The organism is Rothia sp. HMSC078H08 (assembly GCF_001808955.1).
GTDB lineage: Bacteria > Actinomycetota > Actinomycetes > Actinomycetales > Micrococcaceae > Rothia.
Map to the genome: position 1 here is coordinate 116,096 of NZ_KV795253.1, position 14,242 is coordinate 130,337.

Here is a 14,242-nt window from a genome sequence, read left to right on the forward strand (position 1 = left end):
GGTCGCGTCCTGCAGGCTCAATCGGGCTACAGGCGCGGCTTTTTTCGTTACACGAGAAATTTTTTAACGCCGCATGAAATGCCGCTATTAAAAGCGGCGGAAAAGGAGGAACACATTCACCCGCATTGCACAGCGGGTAAGAATGAGGCGCACATAATACCCTATTTGCTTGTGAACGCAGTGAATCACCGATAAAAAATCGTTATCCTACATAGAAGTTGCAGTTTGAGTTGAGAGAATCCGGACCCTCAGCTATAAACCAAAACTTCAATGACCAACCACACACATTACGCTCAACTCATAAACGAAAAAAGGACCACTACGGTGACTGCATTCCCGAAGATCTCCAAGAATCTGAGCCGCCGCGGCTTCATTGGCGCCTCCACTCTGGCGCCCGCCGCCCTCATGCTCCAGGCAGGCGAAGCCCACGCCGCAGCCAACACCCGCGCACAGCTCGCGGCAGTACACAGCGGCTCCCCCGCACATCAGCTGCTCTACAAGACCGATGAATTCTTCATCGCCCACCGCGGTGCCGGCAACATCAGCCCCGAGCACACCGCCTACGCCTACGCAGAGTCCGTACGCCGCGGCGCCCTCGCCGTCGAAATTTCCGTACGCACCACCAGCGACGGCCAGTTCGTCTGCATGCACGACACCAACATCAAGCGCACCACCGGCGCATCCATGGACGTGCGCGGCCACACCCTCGCCGAACTGCGCCAGCACAAGGTCAACATGCGCAAGAACCTGGGCGAAAAGACCGACCTGTACAACATCCCCACCCTCGAAGAAGCCATCGCAGCCGTTGACGCCGTACCCGCAGGCGGCGAATATGCCTCCGTCGGCGGCAAGAAGGTCGTACTGTTCCTCGAAGCGAAGGACGGCCCCGCACAGGCAGGCCTCGTCAAGTTCATCACCGAACGCGGCCTGCAGCGCCGCACCGTCATCAAGATGTACCGTGACGGCAGCGGCGGCTTCAAGCCCACCTCCCGCTACCTGAAGCTTGCCAACTCCGCAGGCTGTGCCACCTGGTGCTACTTCGACGGCGGCGACCCCATCGATAAGATTTCCGCAATGGCACGCCACGAAAACGTGGACGCCATCGGCGTACCCTACTACGAGAAGCCGACCGGCGCTTCCCAGGGCTCCATGAGCGAAGAGAACGTACGCGCCCTCACCGGCCTCGGCAAGGCAGTCATCGTCTGGGAAATCCACCGCCGCTCCGCCTACGAAAAGTACAAGGCACTGGGCGTGAAGGGCTTCATGTGCCCCGACCCCTACTGGGTAATCGGTGACCCCTTCGACTCCAGCGTCAAGATCAAGACCGGCAAGCGTCCCCACGGCATGCTGCCCGCCGACCCCTCCGTCGCAGCGGACATGCCCGACCTGACCGGCGTAGCCATCGTGCACAACCAGCGCTACGACGAATCCGTACTGCTCGGCCCGCTGGCGAACTACACCACCCGCGAAAAGTACACCCTCGACTTCTCCATGAAGTGGACCGGTGCACTGCCGCAGCAGGACGGCCACTACGGCTACGTCGCTTTCGGTCGCGAACACGACGGCCCCTTCGGCATCGGCAAGAAGTTCGCCGCAAACCAGGAAGACGGCACCTACGTGCTCGCCATCCGCCCCAACTACCGCGGCGGCTCCGTAGCGCAGATTCTCTGCTTCGAACCCAACCAGGCAAGCCCGCGCGTGCTGCACACCATGAAGCTGCGCCAGAAGGTCACCACCGGCCAGGCACTGAACTGCAAGATTGTGGTGAACAAGAACAGCTTCTACTACACGGTCAACGGCCAATACTCCAGCCCCATCAACCACAGCGCCTACCGCGGCCCGTACGTACACTTCGGCCGCTTCCACGGCACCAACGATGGCGGTCCTCTGGAGCTGACTCGAATCGAGGCACGTCAGTCCTGGATTTGAGAGGACCGGTGGGCCTAGTCCACCTAGGGGCCCGCCTCACCGCCGCTCAGCGGTGAGAACACGGGTACCGGGCAGAGCGGATGCAACACCGAGCATCCCTTCCGGGCAACGCTTTCCATAATCCCCAGCTCCATAATTCTCAGATAGGCGCTCGCACACCGAGTGAGAATCAACCTGAAGAATCCACCCGAAGGGGGTCGTATCCACAGCGGATGCGGCCCCCTTCGGCGTGCCCGCGGCCTTTTCAGGGTCGGGCGAGGGGGAAAGGTGGGGGAGGGCGGACTGGGACGTGTAGGTGGGGGACGTGTAGGCGCGCGGGGCAGGGGAGAGAACCGCAGGGTTGGTTCGAGGCGCGCAAGGACGTATAGGCGCGCGGGGCAGGTTCGAGGGGTAGGGGAGCGTGCAGGACTAGAATTAAAAGCGTCAGAGTCGACCGCACCGGCCGCCCCAACCCGAAAGGCACGCCATGACCACCTCGCCCGAAAACCCCGCCGCAAACACGGCACCAGAGAGCCCCACTTCCGAAAAGCCCGCCGCAAAGTCCGCCGAACTGCGGGGGCGCACCGAACCGCACATGCAAAGCATCAACATGCCGCAGCGCGAACCCATCGACCCCTACGAACGGCCCTCCTACCCCTTCTTCTACGTGCCCACCGACCTGCTCATCGGCGGCACCTGGGTCACCGGTGACAACGGCTCCTTCCCCGTGCACAACCCCTCCTGTGGCCAAATCCTCGCGCACGTCGCCGACGCCAGCATCGAACAGGGCATCGAAGCACTCGACGCCGCCTGCGACGCCCGCACCTCATGGGCGGCAACCAGCCCCCGCGAACGCGCCGACATCCTCAACCGCGCCTACACGCTCATGACGCAGCGCACCGAGGTCATCGCCCGGCTCATGACCCTCGAAATGGGCAAGCCCCTCGACCAGTCCCGCGGCGAGGTCGCCTACGCCGCGAACTACCTGCGCTGGTACGCCGAAGAAGCCGCCCGTAGCTTCGGCCGCACCGCGGTCGCCCCCGAATCCGGCCTGCAGATCACCACCGTGCGCCGCCCCGTGGGCCCCTGCCTGCTCATCACCCCCTGGAACTTCCCGCTCGCCATGGCGGCACGCAAGGTCGCCCCGGCGCTCGCGGCGGGTTGCACCGCGGTGCTCAAGCCCGCCTCCCTGACTCCGCTCAGCTCCCTGTACTTCGCGTCCCTGATGCGTGAGGCGGGCCTGCCGGACGGCGTGCTGAACGTGGTGACCACCTCCCGCACCAGCGAGGTTGTCTCCGCGCTGATGGCTGATGAGCGCCTGCGGAAGGTCTCGTTCACCGGCTCCACCGCCGTGGGCCGCACCCTGCTCGCGCAGGCCTCGCAGAACGTTCTGCGCACCTCCATGGAGCTGGGTGGCAACGCCCCGTTCATCGTCTTTGAGGACGCGGACATCCCCGCCGCTGTGGAGGGTGCCTACGCGGCGAAGATGAGGAATATGGGCGAGGCCTGCACCGCCGCCAACCGATTCATTGTGCACGAGGACGTGGCAGAAGAGTTCACGCGCGCCTTCGTGGAACGTATGGAGGCGACCGTCGTGGGTGACGGAGCTATCGACGGAACCGAATGTGGGCCGCTAATTCAACCTTCAGCGGTTGAATCCATGCTTTTTATGGTGGAAGACGCCCTGGGCAAGGGCGCGCTCCTCGCCTGCGGCGGAGACATTCCCGAGCTGGAGGAGAACGTTCCGAGCGATACCGGCGGCATGCCCAAGAACCTGAACAAGGGCAACTTCGTGACACCCACCGTGCTGACCGGCGTGACCGATTCGATGCGCGTGTGGCGTGAAGAAATCTTCGGCCCCGTCGCCCCGATTGCCACGTTCGGCGGCTACGGCGAGGAAGGCGAACGCACCGCCCTGAAGCTCGCCAACGACACTGAGTACGGCCTGGCGGCGTACGTGTACACGAGCAACCACCCGCGCTTTACGCGCATGGCGGCTGGTCTGGAGTTCGGCCTGATCGGTTACAACTCCGGCGTTATCTCGAACGCGGCGGCACCCTTTGGCGGTGTGAAGCAGTCCGGCATGGGCCGCGAGGGCGGCCCGGAGGGCCTGGAAGAGTACACCGAGCTGCAGTACATCGGCGCACCGAACCCGTTCGCCGGGTAGGCGAGCGGCCGTCGGGTTGGTGGTTAGCTATATCCGGCGTGTAGCTGGGCGCAGAGAGTCCTGAATACGGCGAAGCCCCGGTGGGTACCCGAGAAGGTGCCCGCCGGGGCTTCGCGCTGTCTACATCATGCGCGGGTGCTAGAGCTGGCGCTGCCTAGCACTGACTCTGCCTAGAGCTGACGCAGCGCGAGCAGCTCGCGGCTGAAAGCATCTGCGGGACCCTTGCCGCACGAGTTGGGGCGCGGCTCAAGGGTGACCCGCTCGAAGAAGGTGACCCAGGTGCGTCCGTCGGTGTGGGAGGTGAGTGCCGCCTCCAGGGTGAGGTGTTCGGCGGTGTCTACCGCGGGGTCGATGCCCGCCTCGAGGAGTGTACTCATTGCCTCCGTTACCGATGTTTCACGTGAAACCAAACCTCCAGAGGTTACTTCTTCACCCTTTTTCTCCAGCTCGAGGCGTACGGCAACCTCCGCCGCCTGCTCCACCGGGGTATCCGTGCTGCGGCCTCGCAGGCCGTGCAGCGACGGAATGGCACGGCCCGCCAGCGACAGGTACGCCGCCAGCGCCGAAGGCTCCGAGAGGCGACCGTAGGTGTAGCCGGTGGGCAGCATAATGCCGACCGGGGCAAAGCGGTGACCGCCCGTATGCGAGCACTCCCAGACCGCATTACCCGGCAGGATATCCGCCAGGTGCGCCGCAATGGGGCGACCGCGCAGGGCGCAGCAGCGGTCACGCTTGGAGTGGGTGCACACGAGAATAACGGGGGAGTCCATGAGCTCCGCGCCGGTCGCCTGAATCAACTCCTGGGGGTTGCCCAGGGGTAGGTCGAGGAGCTGTTCGGGGGTGCTCACACTGAACGAGTAGAGCTTCTCCTCACCCGGGGTGCAGAGCGCGTAGAGCACCCGGTGGGTCGGATTGCCGGATGCATCCGGTGCGCCGTGCAGTACACGCCCCGCCCTGCCCACCTGGCGGATCAGCAGGAACTTCAAACCCGCCTGCGAGACTGCCTCGCCCAACGCCTCCGAAAGCTCCTCGCCGAGGGCGGTGCCGTCCAGCACGTCGCGGCCCCAGTGACCCACGTGCTCGAGCGCCAGCCATGCGGTGGCGCGTCCGGCGGTGCCGCCGAGAGCCTCGTCGTCGTAGAGGGAGCAGGAGTCTGCGGGAATCGTGGTGGCGCGGGTACGCGAGGAGAGTTCGTCGGCGTGTGCGGCACGCAGATTGTTCAGCTCGGCGGGGTTGGTGGCGCGCGGCTCGGGGGTTGCGGGGGTGCAGGATTCAGTCATGGTTTCTCGATTCTACGCCTGCAGGATGTGAATGACCTATGTTGCCCCTGTATGGTCTAAATGCTGAAAAACAACCGATCAAGGGTGATTTTTGGGGACTATCGGGCGGTCAACTACTCAGGAAGAAGTGCTGAGGCGACGCGGTAGAGGCGGTCCTTTTCCTTGGGGGTGCCGAAGAAGGAGCGGAGCATGTACCCCTGGAAGACCATCATGAAGGCGTCTGCAGTGTCGCGGGCGTAGTCGGCGATGAGCGCCTCCTGTTCGGGGGTGCGCTGCGCTGAATTGGGGTTGATTTCGTGTAGAACGCTGAGCTGTTCGGCTGCCCAGGGGGTGAGGGTCTTTACGATGATGCCCTGCAATAGAGGCATGGTGTCTGCGGTTGCCCTGGCGATTTCGGGTGCGTGGAGCGATCCGGCGCGGATGCGCAGCATGGCGGAGAAATTGTCGTTTACCAGCTGGTTCGTGTGGATGGTTTCGAGAATATCCTGGGGGCCTGCGCCTTCGGGGAGTGTTTCGTAGAGCTCCTTGACGTTGTTGAGGCGCTCGTTGATGGCGGTGATGAGGATGTCTTCTTTGCCGGAGAAGTGCGAGTAGATGGACCCGGAGGACAGTCCGGAGGCTTTGATGATGTCGCTCATGGAGGTGTTGGTGTAGCCGCGCTCGAGGAAGCAGTCGATGGCGGCTTCGATGATTTGGGCTCGGCGTGCGGCTTTGGTGGCGTCTGTTAGTCGGGGCATGGTTCCAGTCTAGGGGTTTGGGGCTCAGAAGGTATAAACACAATGCTGATTCTTTTTGTGACCTTGCAAACAAAATAGCTATTTCGTTTGCGCGTGCCAAAAATCGGAGTAGAGTTCTAGCTCGTAAACGAAATAAGCATTTTGTTTGGAGATTGCCGTGAACAACGAAACCACCACCGCAGTCACCGCAGAATCGGTGACCGCAGCAGAAACCAGCGCCGCAAGCCCTGAGCGCTCCTCCTGGATCAAGGTCATCAGCACCTCCCTGCTGGCATCCCTGATTGTCGCGGTCGTCATCCTCGCCTTCACCTGGCCCACCAAGACCATGGAAGCAAAGAACCTGCCCGTCTCTATCGCAGGCCCCGAGGTGACCGTCAGTCAGTTTGAACAGTCCCTCAAAGACCAAGGTATTGAAACCTTCGACTTGAAGCAGGCATCCTCCCGCAAAGAGGCTGAACAGCAAATCAAGCAGCGCGAAACCTACGGCGCAATCATCTTCACCGAAGGCGCCGCCCCCGAAGTGCTGACCGCACCAGCCGCAAACGCCGCAGCAACCCAGATGCTCAACGGTGTTGCCACCCAGCTGAACGCGCAGATTCAGCAGAAGGCACTCGCCGCTAAGACGGAAGCCCTCACCCAGGCGGTGCAGACGGGCGGTGAACAGGGTGCGCAGGCCGCCGCCCAGCTGGAGCAGATGAAGGTGCAGGCCGAGCAGGCATCCGCAATGGCGGTGAAGACCACCGTCGTGGTACCCCTGAGTGAGAATGACTCCTCCGGTTCCGGTATCGCTATCTCCGCATTTCCGCTGGTCATTGGCGGTATTCTCGGCGGTTCCTTCTCCGTACTGCGCGTGAACGGCACCTGGCGCCGCTTCGCCACCGCAACCCTGTACTCCGTCATCGGTGGTGCACTGACCGCCCTGATTCTGAACGTCTGGTTCGGCATCATCCCCGGCGACTTCGCAACCCTGTGGGCTGCGTTCGGCGCTACCTACCTGGCGACCGCCTTCTTCATTGTGGGTGTGGGTGCACTGTCTTCGCCGCTGATTGGTCTCGCAGTAGGCGCGGTCATCACCATGTTCATTGGTAACCCGATTTCGGGCGCAAGTATGCCGAGCGTGTTCCTGCCCGGTGTGTGGGGGCAGATTGGTCAGATGTTGGTGCCGGGTGCCTCCTCGACTCTGCTGCGTTCGATTGCGTACTTCCCGGAGGTTGCAACGAGTGACCAGTGGCTGGTGCTTGGTTCCTGGATTGCGTTCGGTCTGCTGACCGGCGTGATTGGCTGGGGTCTCAAGGAGCGCCGCACCGCAACGGTGGAGGCATAACCACCGCGGGTTGGATAACCGGCGCAACGTAGCCGGCACAATATGGCCGGTACAAGGTAAGAAGGGTGTGCGCCGCGTTCACTGAACACGGCACACACCCTTTCGGCACACCGACTATTACCGGCTGTTATTCGCTGTTACTGGTTGTCGAGCACGTACTGCTTGAACTGCTCGTCCCGGCGCTTGAATTCTTTGAGCTCATTCTCCAGGGCTGCCTGGTTCTTGGCGACGAGCGGCTTCTGGTACTGCGCCTCCAGGTCGTAGAGCTTCTGCGAACGGCCTACATCCTGATTGCATTGCGCCTGGATGACGGCGATTCGAATTTCCTCTTCTGAGGGGGTGGTGCTATGAGGAATGTTCTTTTCTTCCTTGACGGTCATCTCACTATCGGGGGTGAGGCCCTTGTCCTTGACGCATCGCTTCCACTCGTCGTCGAGGGATTTTTTGAGCTGCCTATCGCCAGCGGCGTTTCGAGCATCGGTCTCCACACGCCTATACGTGGCGGAGCCGAATGGTGACTCTCCAATTTGCTTCATCTCATTGTGGGCGCGCTGATAGCATTCGGTGCTGACATCCTTCCCGGGGTCGGAGGAGGGTGCAGGGGCGGAGAGGTCCAGCGTATTCGATTCATTGGGCTCGTGGAGGCCGTATTTTTGGGCGCGCTCAACATTCCAGATTCCGTAGGTCCTACCGAAGTTCCTTCCGGATCCCTCGGCGCGGACAAACATCTTGTAGTGCTGCCCGTGTTCGACAAAGCACTTTTTGCGGGCGAGCTCAAGGGCTTTGGTGTAGTATTCGTCCTTGCCGTCGGTGTTGTAAGCGTCCAGGGGTAGGATTACCTGGTCATTTTCTACGTCGAAAATCGCGCGGGCACTTTCGTCCTTCTCCAGAGAAGGGCCGAAGGAGCAAGAGGACAGCGCAGTGCTGATGAGGGCAGCCGCCATAAGCTTTTTCAAAGCTGACATGGTGTATATCCAATCTGTTACGGGGAGCCCGTGGCGTCGCGGCCACAACCCCCCCGTAGACCACGCGAACGATGTGGCCTTGAGAACACTTCTTGAGAAGGTGACTTAACAATACCCCTAGTGGAGGCTAGTTTGCCCCCAATAGGCTGGTGCGTGCAATAGAAAATTTTCTGCCGCGTGGCGGGTTCGGTGTCGGTTGCGGATTTGCCCGGTGAGATTGCGCAGGATAGGTGGGCGCACCTGATTTGGTGCCCCGCCCGCCTCGCGCCACAATGAACACATGACCGCAGAAGACACCAACACACTAACCAGCGCCAGGCTCGACCTCTGGCTCTGGTCGGTGCGCATCTTTAAAACCCGCTCCCTCGCCGCCGACGAATGTAAAGGCGGCCACGTGCGCGTCAACGACGCCCCCGCCAAACCCTCCCAAAAACTCAAAAAAGGCGACGTGGTGCGTGTGCGCTACCCCGGCTGGGAACGCGTCTTCAAAGTTGAAAAACTCCTCGTCAAACGCGTAGGCGCCCCCATCGCCGTCACCTGCTACGAAGACCTTTCCGGCCCGCGCCCCGCCTACCTCTCCATGCCCCCGGTCGCCAAACGCGAACGAGGCAGCGGCCGCCCCACCAAGAAGGAACGCCGCGCCCTCGACGAACTACGCGGCCGAGGCGCCTAACCGCGCATCTCGCGCGCCTATCTCGCAGAGTGCACCCCGCCCCGCGCGCAGGCACCCGCCGCCGCGGCGGGGAGTAGCCTAGAAGGATGAGCACACAGAAGCACCCTATTGCTGAACCCAGCGGCACCGAACCCGGCGCGCCCGCTAAAAATGCCGCGAATACCGCCGCGAGCCCCAGCACCAATGCCGGTACCAACACCGCCGAGTCTTCGCTGAACCGGCGCATCCTCGCGCTCGCCGTACCCGCCTTCGGCGCGCTCATCGCCGAACCCATCTTCGTGCTCACCGACTCCGCCCTCATCGGCCAACTCGGCAAGGCAGAACTCGCGGGCATGAGCATCGCCGCCACGCTCGTCACCACGGTCGTGGGCCTCATGAACTTCCTCGCCTACTCCGTCACGCCCGCCGTGGCGCGCGCCTTCGGCGAGAAGAACCTGCGCCGCTCCTGGCAGATTGGCGTGGACGGCGTGTGGGTCGCCTTCGGCCTCGGCATGCTTCTCATGATCGCCGGATACGCCTTCGCAGACCCGCTGCTGCGCGGCCTCGGCGCGACCGACGAAACCATGAGCTACGCCCTGGACTACCTGCACCATTCGCTGTGGGGTATTCCGCCGATGATGATTATCCTCGCGCAGGTCGGCACGCTCCGCGGGCTCCAAGACACCGTCACCCCGCTCAAAGTCGCCACGGTCGGCACGCTCGTAAACATTGTGCTGAACTGGCTGCTCATCTACCCGGTCGGCTGGGGCGTTGCCGGTTCGGCGACCGGCACCTCCCTCACCCAGTGGGGCATGGCTGCCGCGCTCGGTGTGGTCATGATGCGCGGCACCCGCGAACACGCCGTCCCCTGGGCACCTGACGTCGCCGGCATGCGCTCTGTGCTCTCGCTCGGCTCCTGGCTTATGCTGCGCACCCTGTCCATGCGTATCGCCTCCCTGCTGACCGTGTTCGTCGTGGCACGATTCGGCACCGAACACACCGCCGCCTACCAGCTCGGTATGGGCGTATTTAACCTCTTCCTCTACGCCCTGGACTCCCTCGCCATCGCCGCCCAGGCGCTACTCGGCAAGGAACTCGGCGAACGCGACCTCAACGTAGAATCCGAACGTGCAAAGGTGCGCCAGCTGAAAAACCGGCTGCTCCGCATGAGCCTCATCTACGGCGTCATCACCGGCCTGATCTGCCCGCTCATCGGCTTCTTCGGCTCCTGGATTTTCACGCAGGACGCGCAGGTGGCGTTCCTCTTCACCATCGCCACCGTCATCATTGCCCTCGGCCAGCCCATCGCCGCGTACGTGTTCGCCCTGGACGGCATCCTCATGGGTGCGCAGGACGTGAAATACCTGGCAATCGGCTGCTTCATCATGCTGGTTATGTACGTACCGGTCATGCTCGGCCTGCACTGGGCGGTCGGCGCCGGTGCCATGGATGCGCTCGCCGGGTATTGCGGCTTGTGGGCCGCGTATATTCTGTACTTCCAGGGAATCCGCGCGGTCATTTTCGGTCGCCGCGCCCGCTCGGATGTGTGGATGAAAGCCGGTGCCTAAACCCCTCGAGCCTGACTGCTTCGAACATACGTGCTTTGGGCGTAACTCGCCACATTTCGTACCGCCGGCACCCTCCGCAGGTGTAGCATGACAGGATATTGAAACCCTCATGCAAAGGATGAAACCGTGACCGTAACCCGCGAAGAAGCCCTCGAAATTTTCGCCCGCCGCCGCGCAACCCGCGCCTACGACCCCGACCGCCGCATCAGCGACGAAGACTTTGCCGCAATCCTCGAATTTGCGCGCCTGTCGCCCAGCTCCGTCGGCACCGAGCCGTGGAAGTTCCTGGTCATCCAGGACCCCGAACTGCGCGAAAAGCTCAAGCCGATCGCCTGGGGCATGGCGGGCGCCCTCGACGACGCAAGCCACCTGGTTGTTCTGCTGGCGAAGAAGGGCCTGCGCTACGACACCCCGTGGATGCGCCGCACCCTCGAAAGCCGCAACCTCACCGAGGAGCAGATGGAGGCCGCACTCGAACGCTACGGTAACTTCCAGAAGAACGACATGAAGGTCCTGGAAAGCGACCGCGCGCTCTTCGACTGGGCATCCAAGCAGACCTACATCGCCCTGGGCAACATGATGACCGGCGCCGCAATGCTCGGCATCGACTCCTGCCCCATTGAGGGTATGAACTACGAGGCAGTGAACGAGCTGCTCACTTCTGCCGGCCTGTTCGACCCGGAGGAGTACGGCGTGTCCGTGGCTGTGACCTTCGGTTACCGTGCCCGCGAGATTGCCCCGAAGAGCCGCCGCTCCATCGAGGACCTGGTCACCTGGGCGTAAGGTTCTGCCGGGCTGTCGGCGAGATGTTCAAGCCGCCGCCCGTGAAAACTGAATATAAAGAAATGCACCGCCCTTACACAGGCGGTGCATTTCTTTATATCTTTACCGCGCGAAAGCACGGTGAGATGCGCTTTTGAATTTTTCGTTTGAAATCGCGCGGGGCGATTCGACCCGTATAACGGCGCCGGCCTGTGTGACCGGCCCGTATAGCGGCGGAACGCTACTTCCTAAACGCCGTCAGACGCATAGAATTCAGCACCACAAACACCGAACTGAACGCCATTGCCGCACCCGCAATCATCGGGTTCAGCAGGCCCGCCACGGCGACCGGAACGGCCACCGAATTGTAGGCGAACGCCCAGAACAGGTTCGACTTGATGGTGCGCAGCGTAGCCCGGGAGAGGCGCAGCGCCGTGACCACCGAGGCGACATCCGAGCGGGTCAGCACGATATCGGCGGCCTCCGCGGCAACGTCCGTGCCCGAACCCATCGCAATGCCCAGCTCAGCAAGAGCCAGCGCCGGGGCGTCATTCACGCCGTCGCCGACCATCGCCACGCGGTGACCGGCCTCCTGCAACTGGCGCACCACCTGCGACTTACCCTCGGGGGTCACGCCGGCGTACACGTTCTCAGCCGAAATGCCGACCTGCGAGGCAACCGCCTGCGCAACCTGCGGGGCGTCGCCGGTGAGCAGGATGGGCTCCAGACCGAGCTCGCGCAGCTGCGCCATGGTCTCGGCGGCCTCCGGCTTGGGGGTGTCGGCCACCGAAATCATGCCGACCGGCTGCGGGGCGGGAGCGTTTTCTGCGGCCTCGTTATTCGGGGCCTCGCCGCGGGCGACAACCACCGTCGTCAGACCCGCCCGGCGAGCCTGATCCAGCAGGGCCAACTGGGCCTCGCTCAGCTGCGCGCCGGCTGCCTGCAGGTACTCGGGAGTACCCACCACAACCAGCTGGGAGGCGCCACTCTCAGCACCTTCACCCGCGCCGCTCAGCACGCCGCGCACGCCTCCGGGAACACCCTCGAAGTCGCTCACGTTCGGCGCCGAAACGCCCTCCGCCAGCACGCCCTGTTCGCGGGCGAAACCGGCAATCGCGCGGGCAATCGGGTGCTCGCTCAGCGCCTCCACGGCGGCGGCATCACGCAGAACAGACAGAGAACGCTCGTTCTTGGAATCTGCGGATTCCGGCGAAATACCGGCCAGGTCACCCGCCGACTCGTAGTCACCGAAGGTGCCGTAGAACGCCACAGACATCTCACCGGTCGTCACCGTACCGGTCTTATCCAGCACCACGCGATCAACCGTGCTCGTCGCCTCCAGCACCTGAGCATTACGAATCAAAATGCCCAGCTGCCAGCCGCGGCCCGTACCCGCCAGCAGAGCCGTCGGGGTCGCCAGGCCCAGGGCGCACGGGCAGGCCACCACCAGCACCGACACCGCTGCGTTAAACGCCGCCGCACCGTCACCGGACACCAGCCACCAGCCGATCAGAGTCAGCGCCGAAATCGTCAAAATCACCGGCACAAACACCGCAGAAACACGGTCCGCCAGGCGGGCAATCGGAGCCTTCGTCTCCTGGGCGCTCGCCACCAGCTCACCCATTTTCGCCAGGGTCGTCTCGGTGCCCACGCGGGTGGCGCGCACCGTCAACGAACCCGAAGTGTTCACCGTGGCACCCGTGACCGTATCGCCCGGATGCACCTCCACCGGCACAGACTCGCCGGTCAGCAGGGACGCATCCACCGCGGAGGTACCCTCGACCACCACGCCGTCCGTGGCAATCTTCTCGCCCGGGCGCACCAGGAACAGGTCATCCGGCATGAGGTCCTCCACCGGAACCTGCACCTGCTTGGTCACGCCCTGCTTATCGGTGCGCAGCAGGGTCGCCTCCTTCGCGCCCATGCTCAGCAGGGTGCGCAGCGCATCCGAGGAGCGGTGGCGGGTGCGGTGCTCAATTGCGCGGCCAATCAGCAGGAACAGCGTCACCATGGACGCCGAATCGAAGTACAGCGGCGCATGGTGGCCGGTAAACATCGACCAGAAGCTGCCGCCCGCATGGTGCACGTGCGCCGTCAACGCCGGGTTCATGAGCAGCTGCGCCAGCGAATAGAAGTACGCCACGACCACGCCGAGGGACACGAGCGTATCCATCGTGGAGGAGCCGTGACGGGCATTGATGAGCGCGGCGCGGTGGAACGGCGCGGCGCACCAGAACGCGACCGGCGCGGTCAGAATCGCCACGACCCAGCCCCAGTTCGGGAACTGGAACGCCGGGAACATGGAAATCAGGAAGATGGGCACACCCAGAATCGTCGCGTAGATAATGCGGTCGGTGAAGCCGCCCTTCATGCTCGGGGTGGTGTGCTGACCGCCGCCGTCGGATGCGCTCGCATCAGTCGCGGCGCCCACGCGCGGGCCGTTTTTGAGGTGCGCCTTGTAGCCGGCGTTGTTGATGGTCTCAACAATCTGCTCGTCGCTCACGCCCTCGGGTACGATGACGCGCGCGGACTCCAGCGGCAGGTTCACCGCCGGGTCAACACCGGGGATTTTGCGGAGCTTACGCTCCACGCGACCCACGCAGGATGCGCAGGTCATACCCTGAATATCCACGTGGATGATTCGGGTTGACTCCGTTGATTTTACGGTCGTTCCGGCGGAATTAAAAAGAGAGCGCTCACTCTGTAACGAGGGCTCACGGGTGGTTAGTGAAGGCTGTGTAGAAGACACAATACTTCCTCAAAACTCAAAAACGGGAGGGTAGAAAAAGGTACACACCAAGCCGGGGGAGGGGCCTCGAAGGACCCCGCCCCGGACGGTGTATGGTGCAGTATCAGGGCGCACCGTCGAGGGTGCGCGA

The 14,242-nt window shown here is 63.1% G+C and carries 10 protein-coding genes; 6 read left to right on the plus strand and 4 right to left on the minus strand.

What is annotated here, in order from left to right; all coding sequences use genetic code 11:
* The first annotated feature begins 324 nt into the window (after nucleotides 1-324).
* A complete protein-coding gene (locus HMPREF2528_RS03370) occupies nucleotides 325-1,929 on the plus strand; it encodes a glycerophosphodiester phosphodiesterase (RefSeq protein WP_070542399.1) in 1,605 nt (534 codons plus the stop codon).
* Between the two features lie 466 nt (nucleotides 1,930-2,395).
* Nucleotides 2,396-4,075, plus strand: a complete 1,680-nt coding sequence (locus HMPREF2528_RS03375; RefSeq protein WP_070542402.1) for an NAD-dependent succinate-semialdehyde dehydrogenase — start codon at nucleotides 2,396-2,398, stop codon at nucleotides 4,073-4,075.
* Nucleotides 4,076-4,245: 170 nt separating this feature from the next.
* Here the strand turns inward: HMPREF2528_RS03375 and HMPREF2528_RS03380 are convergent, their stop codons facing one another.
* A complete protein-coding gene (locus tag HMPREF2528_RS03380) occupies nucleotides 4,246-5,355 on the minus strand; it encodes a sucrase ferredoxin (RefSeq protein WP_070542405.1) in 1,110 nt (369 codons plus the stop codon).
* Between the two features lie 113 nt (nucleotides 5,356-5,468).
* Nucleotides 5,469-6,092 carry a TetR/AcrR family transcriptional regulator gene (locus HMPREF2528_RS03385; protein ID WP_070542409.1) on the minus strand — a complete coding sequence of 208 codons (624 nt, stop codon included), beginning with the start codon at nucleotides 6,090-6,092 and terminating at the stop codon, nucleotides 5,469-5,471.
* A gap of 157 nt (nucleotides 6,093-6,249) precedes the next feature.
* Here HMPREF2528_RS03385 and HMPREF2528_RS03390 point away from each other — a divergent pair, with 157 nt between their 5' ends.
* Nucleotides 6,250-7,416, plus strand: coding sequence for an ABC transporter permease (locus HMPREF2528_RS03390; protein WP_246823866.1), 1,167 nt, complete (start codon nucleotides 6,250-6,252; stop codon nucleotides 7,414-7,416).
* 137 nt (nucleotides 7,417-7,553) lie between these two features.
* Here the strand turns inward: HMPREF2528_RS03390 and HMPREF2528_RS03395 are convergent, their stop codons facing one another.
* Entirely contained in the window at nucleotides 7,554-8,381 is an 828-nt protein-coding gene (locus HMPREF2528_RS03395) for a UDP pyrophosphate synthase (RefSeq protein ID WP_070542416.1), read from the minus strand.
* A gap of 280 nt (nucleotides 8,382-8,661) precedes the next feature.
* On the opposite strand from HMPREF2528_RS03395, the gene HMPREF2528_RS03400 reads away from it, so the two are divergent.
* From HMPREF2528_RS03400 to HMPREF2528_RS03410, 3 genes are all read left to right on the plus strand, one after another.
* Nucleotides 8,662-9,054 carry an RNA-binding S4 domain-containing protein gene (locus HMPREF2528_RS03400; protein WP_049332365.1) on the plus strand — a complete coding sequence of 131 codons (393 nt, stop codon included), beginning with the start codon at nucleotides 8,662-8,664 and terminating at the stop codon, nucleotides 9,052-9,054.
* An 86-nt stretch (nucleotides 9,055-9,140) separates the two neighbouring features.
* A complete protein-coding gene (locus tag HMPREF2528_RS03405; protein WP_083297870.1) occupies nucleotides 9,141-10,601 on the plus strand; it encodes an MATE family efflux transporter in 1,461 nt (486 codons plus the stop codon).
* Nucleotides 10,602-10,727: 126 nt separating this feature from the next.
* Complete coding sequence (locus HMPREF2528_RS03410; RefSeq protein ID WP_049332370.1) at nucleotides 10,728-11,384, plus strand: NAD(P)H-dependent oxidoreductase; 657 nt, start codon at nucleotides 10,728-10,730, stop codon at nucleotides 11,382-11,384.
* 220 nt (nucleotides 11,385-11,604) lie between these two features.
* Here HMPREF2528_RS03410 and HMPREF2528_RS03415 read toward each other — a convergent pair whose 3' ends face one another.
* Nucleotides 11,605-14,115 carry a heavy metal translocating P-type ATPase gene (locus HMPREF2528_RS03415; protein ID WP_070542419.1) on the minus strand — a complete coding sequence of 837 codons (2,511 nt, stop codon included), beginning with the start codon at nucleotides 14,113-14,115 and terminating at the stop codon, nucleotides 11,605-11,607.
* Nucleotides 14,116-14,242 lie beyond the last annotated feature (127 nt).